An 18,254-nucleotide genomic window follows, 5' to 3' on the forward strand; every position below is an offset into this window, starting at 1 on the left:
GCAGTTAATATTGTTATTACTTAACAAATAGAAAAGAGATTAATAAATTAATCTCTTTTCTATTTGTTTATTTTTATGGTGGCTGCATAAACTACTTTTTAGGTATATGTCCTACCAAAACTTCTCTTAAGATGGAAAGTGATACCGGTTTAGACACACAATCATTCATTCCGGCATCAATACAGCGTTGCTTTTCTTCTGCTATTGCATTCGCTGTTACACCAATTACTGGCATATCACTCCCCATTTCTCGTATGTGAGTTGCAAGCTGATAACCATTCATATTTGGCATATTGACATCAGTTAGAATGATATCGATATGATTTTTCGCTAAATAGGCTAATGCATCACACCCATCTTCTGCAGTTGCTGTGTTAAAACCAATTTTTTTCAGTTGATCGGTCAGCAATAAGCGATTTATTGGATGATCATCAACAATCAAGATGGTCAACGCTTGTAAACCACAATCGGTATTCAACTCAACCATATCAACACAATTTGCTTCAATTTTGTTTTGCGGTAATTGTAGTATTATTTTTGTTAATTCATTTAGTTTATAAGTACTACATACCCATATGTTTTCTGCTATTTTTTTGGATGGTTCGAGGTAATGTTCATTAAGCCTAATAAATTGGCAATGATGCTCTCTCGGATAATCATAGTCCGTGATAATAAAATCAGTTGAAGAGAGTGTTGTTTCTTCTGTTAATAATTCACAATTCAACCCAAAGTAATTGAGATATCGCCCAATAAACCCTTCTAAATAAAGGTTTTTGATATCAATAAAACAACGAACGGTACTCTCTTTATAAATATCCTTTTCGGTAGCAAGTTCATTCTCTTCTAACACACCATAAAGTGGTATTCGAACTGTAAATCGGCTACCAATATTTTCTTGTGAAACAACACTGATATCGCCATCCATTAAGTTAATTAGTTTTTCACAAATAGCTAAACCTAATCCTGTACCTTCAGATGCGCTTTCTGTATTTTGTGAAACCTGGAAGAATGGTTCAAAAAGCTCATGTAATGCCTTCTCACCAATCCCTCGTCCTGTATCATGAATATCAAAATACAGGTAATACTCATCTTTATAAAGATGTAAGGTAATACACCCTGTCGTAGTGAATTTAATGCTATTATTCAATAAATTAGAAATAACCTGTTGTACCCGAACAGGATCACTATTTACAATTTTAGGTACATCTGGTTCGATAAAGCAGTAGATAGCTAAATCTTTTTTCGCAATCAAGGGTAAATAGTTAGAAATAACAAAAGAGAGTACTTGGCGACAATTAAACGGTTTAATCTCAATCTTTAATTGTTTAGATTCAATTTTTGAGAAATCGAGAATATCACTAATAATTTTTAGCAGTAATGATGAGGAATTATCCATCGTTTTTAATAATCGACTTGTATCATCGTTTTGTGCAAAGGATTGTAATAACTCTAAGTTACCAATAATGCCATAAAGTGGTGTACGTAATTCATGACTCACCGTAGCTAAAAACATCGATTTTGCTTGGTTAGCTTATTCTGCCGCTGTTGCCATATTTTGTAGCGAACGTTCCATTTTAACACGAGCGCTAATGTCCACTAAAACACAGATAGCCACATCTTCATTTTGATAGCGTGAATTAACAAAACTGATTTGTAAGTGATTACGGTTATTCGTCACTACATCAACCATATTGCTACTTTTTTCAGCAATAATAGATAAAATATTTTGCTTATCACTGTGACTGAGTAACCGAAAATAGTTATGTGCTAATTCATTACTTAAAATGATCATGCCATCGCGTATTCTCAGAATACTAATTCCGACAGGTGCCGATGCCACAATTTTATGGTTAAACTGTTCATGCTCTTCTAATCGGGAAGCATTATTTTCTGCTGGTGAGAATATTTTTCTTTCGAAGATCCACACAAAAATAAAAATAAAAATGGCAGAAATAATATTTAAAATCAGTGCATTAAAAATCGTGAATTTAAATTCATTTAAAATTTGCTTGAGTGGTAATGAATACACCACACTAAAAGAGGATGGCAATAGTTTTCGTTTTGCAACTAACTCACTGAAATCTTCATCAAAACCAAAATAAGGTGCGCTCACATCAGCGACTTGCTTAACAGAACGATAATTATTTTCTGCAGGGTAGCTTAATACCGTGGTATTTCGGCTATTTAGAAGATGGATAGAAATTACTCTGTCTTTGGCTGGAGAGAAGTATTCAAGGCGAATTGCTCTTTCAATACCAATTAATCCAATAAATTTACCAGAAGCATAAACAGGTGACATAACATATAAAATGCCACTATCCCCTTTTGCATCTGGAACTATCCAATATTGATTAACTTCTTTGCCTTGCGCCCGTTGATTAATGTAGTTACGTGTATTTTCGTAAACCATTTTTTTCAACATCTCAGTATCTACAGGTGATGCGCGCAAAGGGAAGTTAATCATGCACATACTGTGCGAACCTACCATGAAAACCTGGTTTATCCCTTGTAATGCAGGGGTATTATCTTTCCAATAATATAAGATACTGTTAAACGAACGAAAATAGTTATTGGTTTGTCCTTTAAATAATTCACAGTCCGCCGTTTCATTGAGTTTATGAAGTGAAAATGGTCCTTCATAAAATAATGAATTTTTTATACCTGGATTTAAATTAATTTGCTCTTGATGACGTTCTGCGAGGTATTGTAAATCACGGATAGTGCCAGAAGTTTGTCGAAAAAAACCGAGGAGATTAGTGTAGTTATTACTATACTCTTGCCGAATATCTGACTTAGTATCATTAAAGATGTTGATGAGGTAAAACATCGTTAATAATGCCCCCATCGCCCACAACATGATACCTAATACGCGAAAAAGGTAGCGGGAAATTTTTAACGATGTTTTAAAGGACGAGAGATATCTCAAACAACCACCCTAATCAATATTCCTACCGCATAAGAAACTTATTCTATTCTAGCAGAAATTACTGTATGTCTGAATAATATGATCTTTATCATCAGGATAATTATTTCTGATGATACTCTGATCCAACCACATAAAAAAAGCAGGCAATTATGCCTGCTTTCTTTTATTTATACATCACAATAATGATAAATATTATTCTTCATCTGCATCATCGGTTAAATCTGATCCCGACTCTTCAGGTGATGTCTCGTTAATAACCTCATTAACTTCATCATCATCTAATGCGTCATCTTCATCTTCAACACGTTGCAAGCCAACAACCAACTCATCTTCTGTTGTACGAATTAAGGTAACACCTTGTGTATTACGTCCAACAATGCTGACCTCTGAAACACGAGTACGAACTAATGTACCTGCATTGGTGATCATCATAATTTGGTCAGTTTCTTCAACTTGAATTGCACCTACTACTTTACCGTTACGCTCACTCACTTTAATAGAGATAACGCCTTGTGTAGCACGATTCTTCGTTGGGTACTCGCTTTGTGCAGTTCGTTTACCATAACCATTTTCAGTAACGGTTAAAATATCACCGTCACCACGAGGAATGATCAGAGAAACGACTTTATCATCATTACTCAGTTTCATACCACGAACACCTGTCGCAGTACGACCCATTGGACGAACACAATCTTCTGCAAAACGAACCACTTTACCATCAGCAGAGAACAGCATAACTTCGTTCGTGCTATCGGTTAAGTCAACACCAATTAGCTCATCGCCTTCATTTAAGTTGACTGCGATAATACCTGCGCTACGAGGGCGGCTGAAATCTTGCAGAGGTGTTTTCTTCACTGTACCGCTTGCCGTTGCCATAAAGACAAACTTACCTTCTTCATACTCTCTCACTGGCAAAATAGCCGTAATACGTTCATTTTGCTCAAGAGGTAATAAGTTGATAATCGGACGGCCACGAGCACCACGACTTGCTTCTGGTAACTGGTAAACTTTCATCCAATAGAGACGACCACGGCTTGAGAAGCATAAAATGGTGTCATGGGTGTTAGCCACCAGCAGGCGATCAATAAAGTCTTCTTCTTTAATTCTTGCTGCAGACTTACCTTTACCGCCACGTCGTTGTGCTTCGTAATCGGTAAGTGGCTGATATTTAACGTAACCCTGATGAGAAAGTGTAACAACTACATTTTCTTCATTAATCAGGTCTTCGATATTAATATCTGCTGTATTCTCAGTGATCTCAGTACGGCGTGGATCGTTATATTGATCTTTAATCGCATTTAGCTCTTCTCGAATGACTTCCATCAAACGCTCAGGGCTTCTTAAGATATGCAGTAATTCAGCAATTTGCAGCAATAAGTCACGGTATTCATCTAACAGTTTTTCATGTTCAAGACCAGTTAGTTTCTGCAAACGCAGATCCAAAATAGCTTGAGCTTGTTGTTCTGTAAGATAGTATTTACCGTCATGCACACCATATTGTGGCTCTAACCATTCAGGACGAGCAACATTGCTGTCACCAGCACGCTCTAACATGGTAGAAACACTACCTAAATCCCAAGGTTGTGCAATTAATGCGGTTTTTGCTTCTGCTGGGTTTGGTGCTTGGCGGATCATTTCAATAACAGGATCAATGTTCGCCAATGCAACAGCCAGCGCTTCTAAGATATGAGCACGGTCACGCGCTTTGCGTAATTCGTAAATTGTACGACGAGTAACAACTTCACGACGGTGACGAATAAAGGCAGAGATAATTTCTTTTAGATTTAATAGTTTTGGCTGGCCTTGGTGAAGCGCAACCATATTAATACCAAAAGAAACCTGCATTTGTGTTTGTGAGAATAAGTGATTTAATACCACTTCACCCACAGCATCACGTTTGATTTCAACAACAATACGCATGCCGTCTTTATCAGACTCATCGCGTAATCCGCTGATACCTTCAATGCGTTTATCTTTAACAAGCTCTGCTATTTTTTCAATTAAACGCGCTTTATTCACCTGATAAGGAATTTCTGTCACGATAATTGTTTCGCGACTGGTTTTCTCATCAGTTTCAATATCAGCCTGAGCACGGATATAAATTTTCCCGCGACCAGTACGGTAAGCATCTAAAATTCCTCTGCGGCCATTAATAATAGCAGCAGTCGGGAAATCAGGCCCCGTGATATGTTCCATCAACTCTTCAATAGTGATGTCTTCGTTATCAACATAAGCAAGACAGCCGTCGATAACTTCGCCTAGGTTATGTGGAGGAATGTTTGTTGCCATCCCCACCGCAATCCCTGATGAACCATTGACTAGCAAGTTTGGAACACGGGTTGGCATAACTGCCGGAATATGTTCTGTTCCGTCATAGTTAGGAACAAAATCAACCGTTTCTTTTTCCAAATCCGCCAGCAGTTCATGGGCGATTTTCGCCATACGAACTTCGGTATAACGCATTGCAGCCGCCGAGTCACCATCAACTGACCCGAAGTTACCCTGCCCGTCAACCAACATGTAGCGCATAGAAAAAGGCTGTGCTAAACGAACAATCGTTTCATAGACAGCACTGTCACCGTGCGGGTGATATTTACCGATAACATCCCCAACAACACGGGCTGATTTTTTATAAGGTTTATTCCAATCGTTTCCTAGTACATTCATCGCGAAAAGAACTCGGCGGTGTACTGGCTTCAGTCCGTCTCGAACATCGGGTAATGCGCGTCCTACAATAACAGACATCGCATAATCCAAATATGAGCTTTTCAGCTCTTCTTCGATATTAACTGGTGTGATTTCTCTGGCAATGTCGCTCATGGAGCCACTGTCCCTCATACTACGGATTCAAAGGTTTAGAACTATACCACAAATCGCCAATTTTTGGAAAAAGGAAACAACTAAATTAATGATCCTTTCGCTATTCTCTTCGATTTCACCGTCTAACGTTGGTAGAATCATGGCAATATGAAAATAGGAGTAATACTTTCTGATGAATGATAAAACAACCTCTTTACATGCTAACGTGGATCAGCATGAAATCGACAAGTTTGAAAGCGTCGCATCACGCTGGTGGGATCTTGAAGGTGAATTTAAGCCATTGCACCGTATAAACCCACTAAGACTTAACTATATCCAAGAACGCGCTGACGGCTTATTTGGAAAAAAAGTCCTCGATGTTGGCTGTGGTGGCGGTATTTTATCTGAAAGTATGGCGTGTGTCGGTGCCGAAGTTACTGGCCTTGATATGGGCACAGAGCCATTACAAGTTGCACGCTTGCACTCACTAGAGTCAGGTATTCCTGTGACTTATATTCAAGATACCGTTGAAAACCATGCAAATGAAAACCCGCAAGCTTACGATGTTGTCACCTGTATGGAGATGTTAGAACACGTTCCAGACCCTTCTTCTGTTGTAAGAGCCTGTGCAAAATTAGTAAAACCAGGTGGGCATGTTTTCTTTTCAACTATCAACCGTAATAAAAAGGCATGGCTAATGCTGGTGGTAGGTGCGGAGTATATTCTAAATATGGTACCTAAGGGCACACATGATGCTAATAAATTTATTCGTCCATCAGAACTGCTCAGTTGGGTTGATGAAACCGACTTACGTAGCAAAAATATGATTGGCTTACATTATAACCCAATCACTGACAAATTCCGATTAGCGCCAAACGTCGATGTGAATTATATGGTGCACACACAATCGACACATAACTCGAATTCGTGAAACTGAAAGTTTGATTTGGTTTAATAAAACATCAAACGATCACATTTTTTAAAATTGACTTTACATCATTGTCACCTGAATTTGAGTTTCTTACTGCCTGTATTTACGCAGGGTACGGGCAGTTATTAAAAAATTTATCCCCTATTTATCCACAGAAACAATCAGATTTGTACACTTGATCAATCTCTCAATTACCTTTATCTTGTTATCACCATTTGAACCAACCCCTATATATTGTGTTTCCTTGAATTTCACACCACAAGACTCCTTGACACTCTTTGTCATCGGGAGCGTTTTTTTGCGGTATAAAATTTCAGGTAGCACTAATGCAAGAAAGGTGCATCGCTCATGAATCACAGCCTGCTCGTCACAAAACGTGATGGTCATAAAGAACGCATTGACTTAGACAAAATTCACCGTGTAATCGCCTGGGCCGCTGAAGGCCTAGAAAATGTCTCTGTATCTCAAGTTGAATTACGTTCTCAGATTCAGTTTTATGATGGTATCAAAACTGCTGATATCCATGAAACACTGGTAAAAGCTGCTGCAGACTTAATTTCAGGTGAAACTCCTGATTATCAATATCTTGCTGCCCGTCTTGCCGTATTTAACTTACGTAAAAAAGCCTATGGCCAATTTGAGCCACCAACGCTCTATGAGCACGTTAAAAAATTAGTTGATCTAGGCAAATACGACCGTCATCTTCTTGAAGATTACACCCAAGAAGAATTTGAGCAGATGAATAACTTTGTTGTTCATCAACGTGATATGAACTTCTCTTATGCTGCGGTTAAACAGCTAGAGGGTAAATATTTCGTTCAAAACCGTATTACTGGCGAAATTTACGAAAGTGCACAATTTTTATATGTTTTAGTTGCAGCTTGCTTGTTCTCTCGTTATCCACAAGCAACACGTATGGACTATATCGAACGCTTTTATAATGCGATTTCTACTTTCAAAATCTCATTACCAACGCCAATTATGGCTGGCGTCAGAACACCAACTCGTCAATTTAGCTCTTGTGTATTAATTGAGTGTGACGATAGCCTTGATTCTATCAATGCAACATCAAGCGCTATTGTAAAATACGTTTCTCAACGTGCGGGTATTGGTATCAATGCAGGTCGTATTCGTGCATTAGGCAGTGCTATTCGTAATGGCGAAGCGTTTCATACAGGTTGTATTCCTTTCTACAAACACTTCCAAACTGCGGTAAAATCTTGCTCGCAAGGTGGTGTTCGTGGTGGCGCTGCCACACTGTTCTACCCATTGTGGCATTTAGAAGTTGAAAGCCTGCTGGTACTGAAAAACAATCGTGGTGTTGATGATAACCGTGTTCGTCATTTAGATTACGGTGTGCAATTAAACAAATTAATGTATGAACGTTTAATCAAAGGCCAGGATATTACCTTATTTAGCCCTTCTGATGTTCCTGGTTTATATGATGCTTTCTTTGCCGATCAAGATGAATTTGAACGCTTATATGTACAATATGAGAAAGATAAGAGCATCCGCCAAAAACAAGTTAAAGCAGTTGAGTTATTCTCATTAATGATGCAAGAGCGTGCATCTACGGGCCGTATTTACATTCAAAATGTTGACCACTGTAATACACACAGCCCATTTGATCCGGCTATTGCACCTATCCGCCAATCAAACCTGTGTTTAGAAATTGCACTACCTACTAAACCATTAAACGATATTAAAGATCCTAATGGTGAAATTGCACTCTGTACCTTGTCAGCCTTTAACTTAGGTGCAATTGAAAATCTTGATGATTTAGAAGAGCTAGCTCGTTTAGCTGTTCGCTCACTGGATGCGCTATTAGATTACCAAGATTATCCAATCTTAGCCGCTAAACAAGGCGCAATGGGCCGTCGTACCTTAGGTATTGGTGTTATTAACTTTGCTTATTACTTAGCTAAACACGGTGTTCGCTACTCTGACGGTAGTGCAAATAACTTAACTCATCGTGCATTTGAAGCAATTCAATACTATTTATTAAAAGCATCTAATGAATTAGCAAAAGAACAAGGCGCATGCCCATGGTTTAATGAAACCACTTATGCTGAAGGTATTTTACCTATTGATACCTATAAAAAATCATTAGATGTTCTGACAAAAGAACCTCTGCATTACGACTGGGAAGGCTTACGCAAAGACATTAAAGAGCACGGCTTACGTAACTCAACATTGTCTGCACTGATGCCATCAGAAACCTCTTCTCAGATTTCGAATGCAACCAATGGTATCGAGCCACCTCGTGGTTATATCAGTATTAAAGCCTCTAAAGACGGTATTTTACGTCAAGTGGTTCCTGAGTATGAGCGTTTGAAAGGCGCTTATGAATTACTGTGGCAAATGCCAAGTATTGAAGGTTATTTGCAGTTAGTGGGCATTATGCAAAAATTCGTTGACCAAGCGATTTCAGCGAACACTAACTACGATCCTACTCGTTTCCCTAGCGGTAAGGTTCCAATGAACCAGCTGCTGAAAGATTTGCTGCTCGCTTACAAATATGGTGTGAAAACACTTTATTATCACAACACCCGTGATGGTGCAGATGATGTACAGGGTGATCTGGAAGAAGTCGTTGAGACTGAAGATTCAGATTGTGAAGGCGGCGCGTGTAAAATTTAATTGAGGAAGCTATGTCCTATACTACTTTTTCACAAGTTAAAAATGATCAACTTCAGGAGCCCATGTTTTTTGGGCAGCCTGTTAACGTAGCGCGTTATGATCAGCAAAAATACCCTATTTTTGAAAAGCTAATTGAAAAACAACTCTCCTTCTTCTGGCGTCCAGAAGAAGTGGACGTTTCTCGTGATCGTATTGACTACAATGCACTGCCTGATCATGAAAAACACATTTTTATTAGTAATTTAAAATATCAAACTCTGTTGGATTCGATTCAAGGCAGAAGCCCTAACGTGGCATTCTTACCTTTAATCTCGATCCCTGAGTTAGAAACATGGGTTGAAACATGGTCATTCTCTGAAACCATTCACTCGCGCTCTTATACTCATATTATCCGTAATATTGTTAACGATCCGTCAGTTGTGTTTGATGATATCGTTGAAAATGAAGAAATTTTAAAACGTGCGCGTGATATTTCTTCTTACTACGATGAGTTGATCAGATTAACTAACCTTTATCACATGTATGGTGAAGGTGATCATCATGTTCAAGGTAAAACCGTTAATGTGACTTTACGCAAATTAAAGAAACAACTTTATTTGTGTATCATGAGTGTAAATGCGTTAGAAGCGATTCGTTTCTATGTAAGCTTTGCGTGTTCATTTGCCTTTGCTGAACGAGAGTTAATGGAAGGTAACGCTAAAATCATTAAATTGATTGCACGTGATGAAGCATTGCACTTAACGGGTACGCAACACATGCTGAATCTACTGCGTTCAGGTCAAGACGATCCTGAAATGGCAGAAATAGCCGCAGAATGTGAACAAGAATGTTATGACTTGTTTGTTGAAGCCGCAGAGCAAGAAAAAGAGTGGGCAGAATACCTGTTCTCAGAAGGCTCGATGATTGGTTTAAATAAAGAAATTCTCTGCCAATATGTTGAATATATTACCAATATTCGTATGCAAGCAGTAGGTCTTAAATTACCATTTAAAGCGCGCTCAAATCCTATTCCATGGATCAATGCATGGTTAGTGTCTGACAACGTTCAAGTAGCACCTCAAGAAGTTGAAGTCAGTTCTTATCTTGTGGGCCAAATTGATTCACAAGTTGATACTGATGACTTGAGTAATTTTGAACTGTAATACCGAGAAATAACACTGATACGTTATGGCATCTCATAAAGTGACCCTGCATCAGCAGGGTCTTTCAACACCACTAGAATTTCATACTGACGCCCACCCTTCATTGCTTGATGCTTTAGAGCATGGGAAAGTTCAAGTCGAATACCAATGCCGTGAGGGTTATTGTGGCTCTTGTCGTCTACGTTTAGTGAAAGGCAAGGTTTGCTATCGCAATGAACCTTTAGCATTTATCCAACCCGATGAAATCTTACCTTGTAGCTGTCATCCTATTAGTGACATTGAAATAGAAATTTGCTCTGAATGATTTGAATTATCTTAATTTTCCTTTTTTTCTAACATTGTTGTCCATCATTGACTAGAATTAAATTACATTGATGAAAAAAGGAAAAACATTATGAAATTAAATTCTATTTTCTCAGTTGTTGCTATCTCTGCATCACTTTTATTAGTTGCGGGTTGTTCAACTCCACAAAAAATAGAAACAGTAAATGGGGAAACGATTTTAACAACAGATAAGCCCCAAGAAGATGAAAAAACTGGATTAATTACCTATAAAGATGCAGAAACTGGGCAATTGAAACAAATTAATCGTGAGCAGATAAGACGAATGGTAGAGCTTGACGATTAATATTCTTAATTAATCACCTCTATTAAGCGCCAATTGATACTTATTAATTGGCGTTTTTTTATTCATTTTTTATTTTCCGTAAAGAAATAATTACAGTATACGTAATTAAAATTTGACAGGTATTTACCATTCTTATACTCTGCATTTTATATAAATAAAATAGCTAGCGAGCAGAGGACTTAGTGAAAAATCGCACTATAGGTAGTGTTTTTATTGTTGCAGGAACAACAATTGGGGCAGGCATGTTGGCAATGCCACTGGCTGCGGTGGGTATTGGCTTTGGTACTATTATGCTATTACTCGTAGGACTGTGGTTATTAATGAGTTATACCGCGCTCTTGCTAGTGGAAGTTTATCAATACAACGATCCTCATACTGGTCTTGGTTCAATCGCTAAGCGTTATCTTGGTGTTGGTGGTCAAGTGATCACTGGACTTGCTCTACTCTTATTGATGTATGCATTGACGACAGCTTACATTAGCGGCGCTGGCGAATTGCTTTCATCTACCCTATCCTCTTGGATTGGTCATGAACTCTCTGTCACTCAAGGTATTATAATCTTTACAGTGATTGGTGGTGCTGTAGTAGGTATTGGTACCACATCAGTTGATATGATTAATCGGCTGCTATTTACAGCAAAAGTTTTCTTCTTAATCTTTATGCTGGTTGTGATGCTACCCCACGTTGAAAGTGTCAATTTAACGTCAATGCCAGTCGCTCACGGGCTTATTCTTTCTGCTATTCCCGTTATTTTTACTTCATTTGGTTTCCACGGTAGCGTGCCAAGTATTGTAAGTTATATGAATGGCGATATTAAAAAGTTACGTATTATCTTTATTATTGGTAGTGCAATCCCTCTTGTTGCCTATATTTTATGGCAAATTGCCACATTAGGAGCCATTCCTACAAATACTTTTATGGGAATTATGGCGCAACAATCAGGTTTAAATGGCCTACTTACCGCTATCCGCGATGTCGTTGCAACGCCTCGCGTCAATATTGCAGTAAACCTATTTGCTGCATTGGCGTTAGCTACCTCATTCCTTGGTGTTGCACTAGGCTTATTTGATTATCTTGCTGACCTATTTAAACGCAGTAATCGTGCTACAGGTCGTATGCAATCAAGCTTATTAACCTTCGTTCCGCCTTTACTTTGTGCTCTTTATTTTCCTAACTTTGTACAAGCATTAGCTTATGCAGCTATTGCATTATCTATTTTGGCATTGCTACTACCTGCCTTATTAGTTTGGAAAGTAAGACAAGAGCAACACAGCGCGGATAAATACAAAGTCAAAGGTGGAAAAGGTGCATTAGCCATTGTCTTTACTTGTGGCTTAGTTGTGATCAGTATTCAAGTCGCCATCACTTTTGGTTTATTACCTCAAGTCGGTTAATCACATTTTTTATACAGACAACAAAAAAGCAGGTGTTGATTGTTCAACACCTGCTTTTTATTTAACGTTACTGCAAGTTTTTGCTTAGAAACTTAAACCTGCACCAACATAGAACCCATCAGCTAATTTATTATTACTTCTATTATGTGAGTTTTCGATTTCAATCACACGATAACCTGCATTGACATGCAATGGTTTAAATACCGTTAATTGCGCGCCCACATCGGCTTCATAATAAGATTTGCTACCAGACGTTAATCCTTCAGGAGAGCCATAAGCCTCACCATAAACACTTAAAGAAGGTAAAATATCCCAATTAAGCCCAACACCACCCGCTAAAGCAGCGCCATCATCACCATTTTTTGGTGATAAATAGAGCGCTTTACCACCAACACTTGCTGAAAAAGGCCCTAAAGGCAGAGCAAACTTCGCACCTAAGCTACCTAACTGACCATCATGATCACTACGAGCCCAGTTACCATTAAAAGAAAGGCCCGCATTAGGATTACCTAGTCCTGCTCGAACGTCCGTATAATGCTCACCCGCTTGAATATTCATTGATACTGCATTGGCATTTGCCGCCATAAATAATGTACTTATAGCGCCGACCAATAAATATTTTTTCATTGTTATTACTCCAGCAAATAATTGTCCTAACTTATAATTATACAACAAATTTATTAAACAACTTGAGTCAAAATTGAAAGCTAATCTGTAGAATTTTCAATCTATGTAAATAAGTTACGTCTATCAATATTATTGGTCTAATCGGTTTTATTAATGAGTTTAATATTGTTAAAGTGGATTTGCAGTCAATATTAACCATAATAAATATAAGGCTGTTCGCTTCGTTTTATTCACACATGCTATTTTTTTTAGAACGTTTACTATTTCATAAACTGGAGATATGTGATGGAAAAGAAAAAGCTAACAACGGCGTCTGGCGCACCTGTTGTAGACAATAATAACTCAATGACCGCAGGCCCACGTGGCCCAATGTTGCTTCAAGATGTCTGGTTTCTAGAAAAACTTGCTCACTTTGATCGTGAAGTTATTCCTGAAAGACGTATGCACGCAAAAGGCTCAGGCGCTTTTGGTACATTTAAAGTTACTCACGATATTACACAATATACTCGCGCTAAAATTTTCTCTAAAGTGGGTAAAAAAACAGAAATGTTTGCTCGCTTTTCAACAGTTGCTGGTGAAAGAGGTGCCGCAGACGCAGAACGTGATATTCGTGGTTTTGCGTTAAAATTTTACACTGAAGAAGGTAACTGGGATATGGTGGGTAACAACACCCCTGTTTTCTATCTTCGTGATGCGCTGAAATTCCCTGACTTAAACCACGTTGTAAAACGTGATCCTAAAACTAACCTACGTAATATGGCATACAAATGGGACTTCTTCTCTCATTTACCAGAAGCATTACACCAATTAACCATTGATATGAGTGACCGTGGTTTACCACAAAGCTACCGTTTTATTCATGGTTTTGGTAGCCATACCTACAGCTTTATTAATAAAGATAATGAGCGTTTTTGGGTTAAATTCCACTTCCGTTGCCAACAAGGCATTAAAAATCTGATGGATGACGAAGCACAAACACTCGTAGGTCAAGATAGAGAAAGTTCACAACGTGACTTATTTAATGCTATTGAGCGCGGTGATTTCCCACGTTGGAATTTACAAATTCAAGTGATGCCAGAAAAAGAAGCATCAACTGTACCTTATAATCCTTTTGATTTAACCAAAGTTTGGCCTCATGCGGATTATCCATTAATTGATGTGGGTTACTTTGAATTAAACCGTAATCCTGAGAACTATTTTTCTGATGTTGAACAAGCAGCATTTAGTCCTGCTAACATTGTTCCTGGTATCGGATTCTCTCCAGATAAAATGCTACAAGGTCGCCTATTCTCTTACGGTGATGCTCACCGTTATCGTTTAGGTGTTAACCATCATCAGATCCCAGTTAATGCACCAAAATGCCCGTTCCATAATTACCATCGTGATGGTGCAATGCGTGTTGATGGTAATAGTGGTAGCGGTATTACTTATGAGCCAAATAATGGTGGCATGTTCCAAGAACAGCCTAATTTTAAAGAGCCACCATTATCTATCGAAGGTGCAGCAGATCACTGGAACCATCGTGAAGACGAAGATTATTTCAGTCAACCTCGTGCACTGTATGAATTACTGAGTGATGAAGAGCATCAACGTATGTTTGCTCGTATCGCGGGTGAATTAATACAGGCAAGTAAAGATACACAAAAACGCCAAATTGCCTTATTTAAGAAAGTCCATCCTGAATACGGCGCAGGCGTTGAAAAAGCAATGAAAGCTTTAGCGAAAGCAGAAGCTAAGTAACTGCATAATAAGAAGCCTTGTGAGCAACTTGGCAAAACAGAAAGGCGCCTTCGGGCGCCTTCATTATCTCTAATAATCTTTATGATTTACTGTTATTAAAATAAATTATCAAAAATAGGCATTCTTCAAACTAAGTTTATATATATTTTTGAGGGGAAGTTCGAAAAATGCATAGATATCACTTCAACATTTGCCCTCTCACCCATTCTTGCACTTGTTTACGAGAGATTTTAATTCCGCCATTCTTAAGGCTTTCAGGAAGTTGTAAACAAGCAACGGGTCGTTGAAATCCGGCTAATCGAGAGTGATACCACTGTGGTAATTGATTGATTATTTCAATATCAGCATCCACAACTGCGACTGGACGCTGCCCAAATTCAGCATCATCAATAGGGACAACAAAAGATTGGCTAACACTTGGATGTACATTCAGAATTTTTTCAATATCCTCTGGTTGGATTCCTTCACCAGCACTGAAAAAGAGATTATCCAAGCGCCCTAAAACACACCACTCATCTGCACTAAAACAGCCTTTATCTCGCGTTGAATACCAGCCATCAGCCGTAAGCGATAGCGGTTTTAATTTACCATCAAACCAATAACCTAATGCGACACTATCAGACATTATCTGGAGTTCATCATCCACTAACCTAACTTCTTTACCTTTTAGTGGAAACCCGACTCCTGCTTTACCATCTGCACGTTTTGCACAAACAGTTGATGCCATTTCAGTCATACCATAACCACACCAGCATTGAACTCCCCAATGTTCTGCTTCTTGCGTTAGCTCAATAGGGATCATTGCTCCCCCTAATAGAACCGACTTTAAGGTAATAGGTTGCTTATCTTGTTGCGTTCTACTTTGTAAGAAGCGCCATAATTGTGTAGGAACCAAAGAAGCATGAGTGCAACCTTGTAACGCTTTTTCAAAAGGGTGCATATCACGTACCACTAGAGTTGCGCCACGTAACAACCAACGCCAAAAAACACCTTGCCCAGAGACATGAAATAGAGGTAAAGAAAGTAACCAACTATCCCCTTTTTCAAAAGGTATTAATGACAAAACCCCCGTTGCACTGCAAAGATGCGCATCAAAAGTATGCACCGCAGCTTTGGGTAAACCTGATGAACCTGATGTCAAAATAAGTGTTGCCATACGAGATGGCTCCCATAAGACATCATTTATAGTTTGAGTTTTATATTGACGTGACGTGTTATCTAACTCAATACCTCTAAGATCAAGCAATGTTGCATTTAAATCTAGCGGTATCTCACTCAAATCAGCATAAAAATCAATACCTAAGTGAGGTAATAATTCATCAAGTAAAGATTTTGGAAGCTGTGGATTTAAAGGTAAAACCTTCGCACCACATTGAAAAATAGCGAGTAGTGTAAAAACAAGATTGATATGATTTTTGCCTCGTAACAATACTGTGCTTTGAGTATTAATACCTTGCTTAATAAAATGGTTCGCTAATTGATTAATATGACAACTTAATTGTTGCCATGTAATAGGCGAATTGCCTGAAATGATGGCCGTTTCATTTGGGGTTAATTGTGCCCAGTGATGCCACGGCCATTGTTTAAATGGAACTACTGTTGCCATACTGTCTCTAGCTGTTCAAGAGAGATAAGTGGAATATCCACATTTGGCCAAGGACGAATAAGTTGCTGTTTGATTAAATCAACAGTATCGAGCCCCGGAATGCTATTAGGTGTTAACCACTGTGCAATTCTTGCTAATTGAGTCAGCCCGAAGCTACTCTCAATACTTGAACTGATAATGGCATCTAATCCTAACGCATGCGCTTGTTTAACAAGCAGTTGACAGAGTTCAAGGCTTCCCACCAGCGTAGGTTTTATCACAATCGTAGTGACGCCAGGTTGTGGTTTTACTTCAAAACCGTCATCACGCACTGTTTCATCCCAAGCAATATTAATTCCTGTTGCTTGAGAAAAAGCCAGCGACTCTTCTGGTGTTTTGCAAGGCTCTTCTAAGAATGCTATACGATCACGCCATGCAGGGTTTACATACTTCGCAAATCCTTCTGCTTTGGCTGGTGTCCAGCTTCTGTTCGCATCCAACCTTAATTTTAAGTCTGGAATGGCTTCTAATAGCAGGTTAACAACAATCCCATCACGTACCGCTTCATATAATCCCACCTTGATTTTAGCGACTTTTTCACCTTCCATATCATTAAGGCTTAAAATCAAATCATCAGGGTCGCCATTACATAAAGGAGCTGCGCGATAGTTTGCCTCTAGTGGCAATGTGCCTTCAAGCTCTGCTAATGCACAACTTAGGCCAAAAGCCACGCTTGGCAGTTCACTGTGCTCAGGGTTTTCACCCGCACACCACGCAGTTAACCAAGATTGCGCTGATAATTGTGCTTGCTCTAAAGTTTCACGGCTAAACTCAGGAAGAGGTGAAATTTCACCCCATCCTTGTTTGCCATTTTGCTCTAAACAGACAAGAAAACCATCACGCGTTTTTAGCCTTTGATAGCGCAGAACAACGCCTGCATCTACAGGTAGGCTGAATGAATAGAGTTTGGCGTTTCGCATTATGGGTTACGTTTAAATCGAGAGAAATCAGGTTGACGTTTTTCGTTAAAGGCGTTGCGGCCTTCTTGACCTTCATCCGTCATATAGAACAGCATAGTTGCATTACCCGCTAATTCTTGCAGGCCTGCTTGACCATCACAATCCGCATTTAATGCTGCTTTCAAGCAACGTAATGCCATTGGGCTGTTTTCCAGCATTTCACGACACCAACGAACGGTTTCTTTTTCAAGATCAGCATAAGGTACAACAGTGTTAACCAAGCCCATCTCTAATGCTTCTTTTGCATCATATTGACGGCATAAGAACCAAATTTCGCGCGCTTTCTTTTGGCCAACAATACGAGCCATATAAGAAGCACCCCAACCACCATCAAAGGAACCCACTTTAGGGCCTGTTTGACCAAAAATAGCGTTTTCTGCCGCGATAGTTAAGTCACACATCATATGAAGCACATGACCACCACCAATAGAATAACCAGCGACCATTGCCACAACAGGTTTCGGGCAAGTACGGATTTGGCGTTGGAAATCCAACACGTTCAGGTGATGCGTACCGCTATCATCACGGTATCCGCCGTAGTCACCACGAATTTTTTGGTCACCACCAGCACAGAATGCTTTTTCACCTGCACCCGTTAAAATGATAGTACCAATTGTGTCATCATAACGTGCATCGGCTAATGCTTGGATCATCTCTTTCACTGTCAAAGGACGGAAAGCATTACGCACTTGCGGGCGGTTAATCGTAATTTTTGCAATGCCATCGACTGATTTATGGTAGAGAATATCTTCAAAACCTTCAGAACAATCTAGCCATTCAATCGGTGCATATAACTTTTCTTCGCTCGGGTAAAGCATAATTA

12 protein-coding genes and 1 pseudogene are annotated in these 18,254 nt (G+C 39.0%); 7 read left to right on the top strand and 6 right to left on the bottom strand.

Going from position 1 to position 18,254, the window contains the following annotated elements:
• Positions 1-91 precede the first annotated feature (91 nt).
• Together rcsC and gyrA are read right to left on the bottom strand one after the other, a co-directional pair.
• A pseudogene (gene rcsC / locus GWI68_RS14210) lies at positions 92-2,857 on the bottom strand (two-component system sensor histidine kinase RcsC).
• Between the two features lie 261 nt (positions 2,858-3,118).
• On the bottom strand, positions 3,119-5,746 hold the full coding sequence (gene gyrA, locus GWI68_RS14215; RefSeq protein WP_166540712.1) for a DNA topoisomerase (ATP-hydrolyzing) subunit A: 2,628 nt from the start codon (positions 5,744-5,746) through the stop codon (positions 3,119-3,121).
• A 172-nt stretch (positions 5,747-5,918) separates the two neighbouring features.
• Between gyrA and ubiG the strand changes: the two genes are divergently transcribed.
• The 6 genes from ubiG to tyrP all read left to right on the top strand — a co-directional run bounded on the left by ubiG (position 5,919) and on the right by tyrP (position 12,460).
• On the top strand, positions 5,919-6,656 hold the full coding sequence (gene ubiG, locus GWI68_RS14220) for a bifunctional 2-polyprenyl-6-hydroxyphenol methylase/3-demethylubiquinol 3-O-methyltransferase UbiG (RefSeq protein ID WP_109407225.1): 738 nt from the start codon (positions 5,919-5,921) through the stop codon (positions 6,654-6,656).
• A gap of 348 nt (positions 6,657-7,004) precedes the next feature.
• Positions 7,005-9,296, top strand: coding sequence for a class 1a ribonucleoside-diphosphate reductase subunit alpha (gene nrdA, locus GWI68_RS14225; RefSeq protein ID WP_166540713.1), 2,292 nt, complete (start codon positions 7,005-7,007; stop codon positions 9,294-9,296).
• Positions 9,297-9,307: 11 nt separating this feature from the next.
• Positions 9,308-10,438, top strand: a complete 1,131-nt coding sequence (gene nrdB, locus GWI68_RS14230) for a class Ia ribonucleoside-diphosphate reductase subunit beta (protein WP_109407228.1) — start codon at positions 9,308-9,310, stop codon at positions 10,436-10,438.
• Between the two features lie 25 nt (positions 10,439-10,463).
• Positions 10,464-10,742, top strand: coding sequence for a class I ribonucleotide reductase maintenance protein YfaE (gene yfaE / locus GWI68_RS14235; protein WP_109407229.1), 279 nt, complete (start codon positions 10,464-10,466; stop codon positions 10,740-10,742).
• 90 nt (positions 10,743-10,832) lie between these two features.
• The gene (locus GWI68_RS14240; RefSeq protein WP_166540714.1) at positions 10,833-11,066 is read left to right on the top strand and encodes a YgdI/YgdR family lipoprotein; all 234 of its coding nucleotides are present in this window, start codon (positions 10,833-10,835) and stop codon (positions 11,064-11,066) included.
• Positions 11,067-11,308: 242 nt separating this feature from the next.
• Complete coding sequence (gene tyrP / locus GWI68_RS14245) at positions 11,309-12,460, top strand: tyrosine transporter TyrP (RefSeq protein WP_243733424.1); 1,152 nt, start codon at positions 11,309-11,311, stop codon at positions 12,458-12,460.
• Positions 12,461-12,544: 84 nt separating this feature from the next.
• Here tyrP and GWI68_RS14250 read toward each other — a convergent pair whose 3' ends face one another.
• Positions 12,545-13,087 (bottom strand): YfaZ family outer membrane protein, encoded by a 543-nt coding sequence (locus GWI68_RS14250; RefSeq protein ID WP_166540716.1) that lies wholly within the window; start codon positions 13,085-13,087, stop codon positions 12,545-12,547.
• Between the two features lie 285 nt (positions 13,088-13,372).
• Between GWI68_RS14250 and GWI68_RS14255 the strand changes: the two genes are divergently transcribed.
• Complete coding sequence (locus GWI68_RS14255; protein ID WP_166540717.1) at positions 13,373-14,827, top strand: catalase; 1,455 nt, start codon at positions 13,373-13,375, stop codon at positions 14,825-14,827.
• Positions 14,828-15,005: 178 nt separating this feature from the next.
• Here the strand turns inward: GWI68_RS14255 and menE are convergent, their stop codons facing one another.
• The 3 genes from menE to menB are packed head-to-tail and all read right to left on the bottom strand — an operon-like array spanning position 15,006 to position 18,249.
• Positions 15,006-16,433: an o-succinylbenzoate--CoA ligase gene (gene menE, locus GWI68_RS14260; protein WP_166540718.1), complete on the bottom strand. Its 1,428-nt coding sequence runs from the start codon at positions 16,431-16,433 to the stop codon at positions 15,006-15,008.
• On the bottom strand, positions 16,421-17,392 hold the full coding sequence (gene menC, locus GWI68_RS14265) for an o-succinylbenzoate synthase (protein ID WP_166540719.1): 972 nt from the start codon (positions 17,390-17,392) through the stop codon (positions 16,421-16,423). The genes menE and menC overlap by 13 nt, the downstream gene beginning before the upstream one ends.
• Positions 17,392-18,249 (bottom strand): 1,4-dihydroxy-2-naphthoyl-CoA synthase, encoded by an 858-nt coding sequence (gene menB, locus GWI68_RS14270; protein WP_109407235.1) that lies wholly within the window; start codon positions 18,247-18,249, stop codon positions 17,392-17,394. The genes menC and menB overlap by 1 nt, the downstream gene beginning before the upstream one ends.
• Positions 18,250-18,254: the final 5 nt, after the last annotated feature.

It is taken from the genome of Proteus sp. G2669 (assembly GCF_009915245.1).
Classification (GTDB): Bacteria; Pseudomonadota; Gammaproteobacteria; order Enterobacterales; family Enterobacteriaceae; genus Proteus.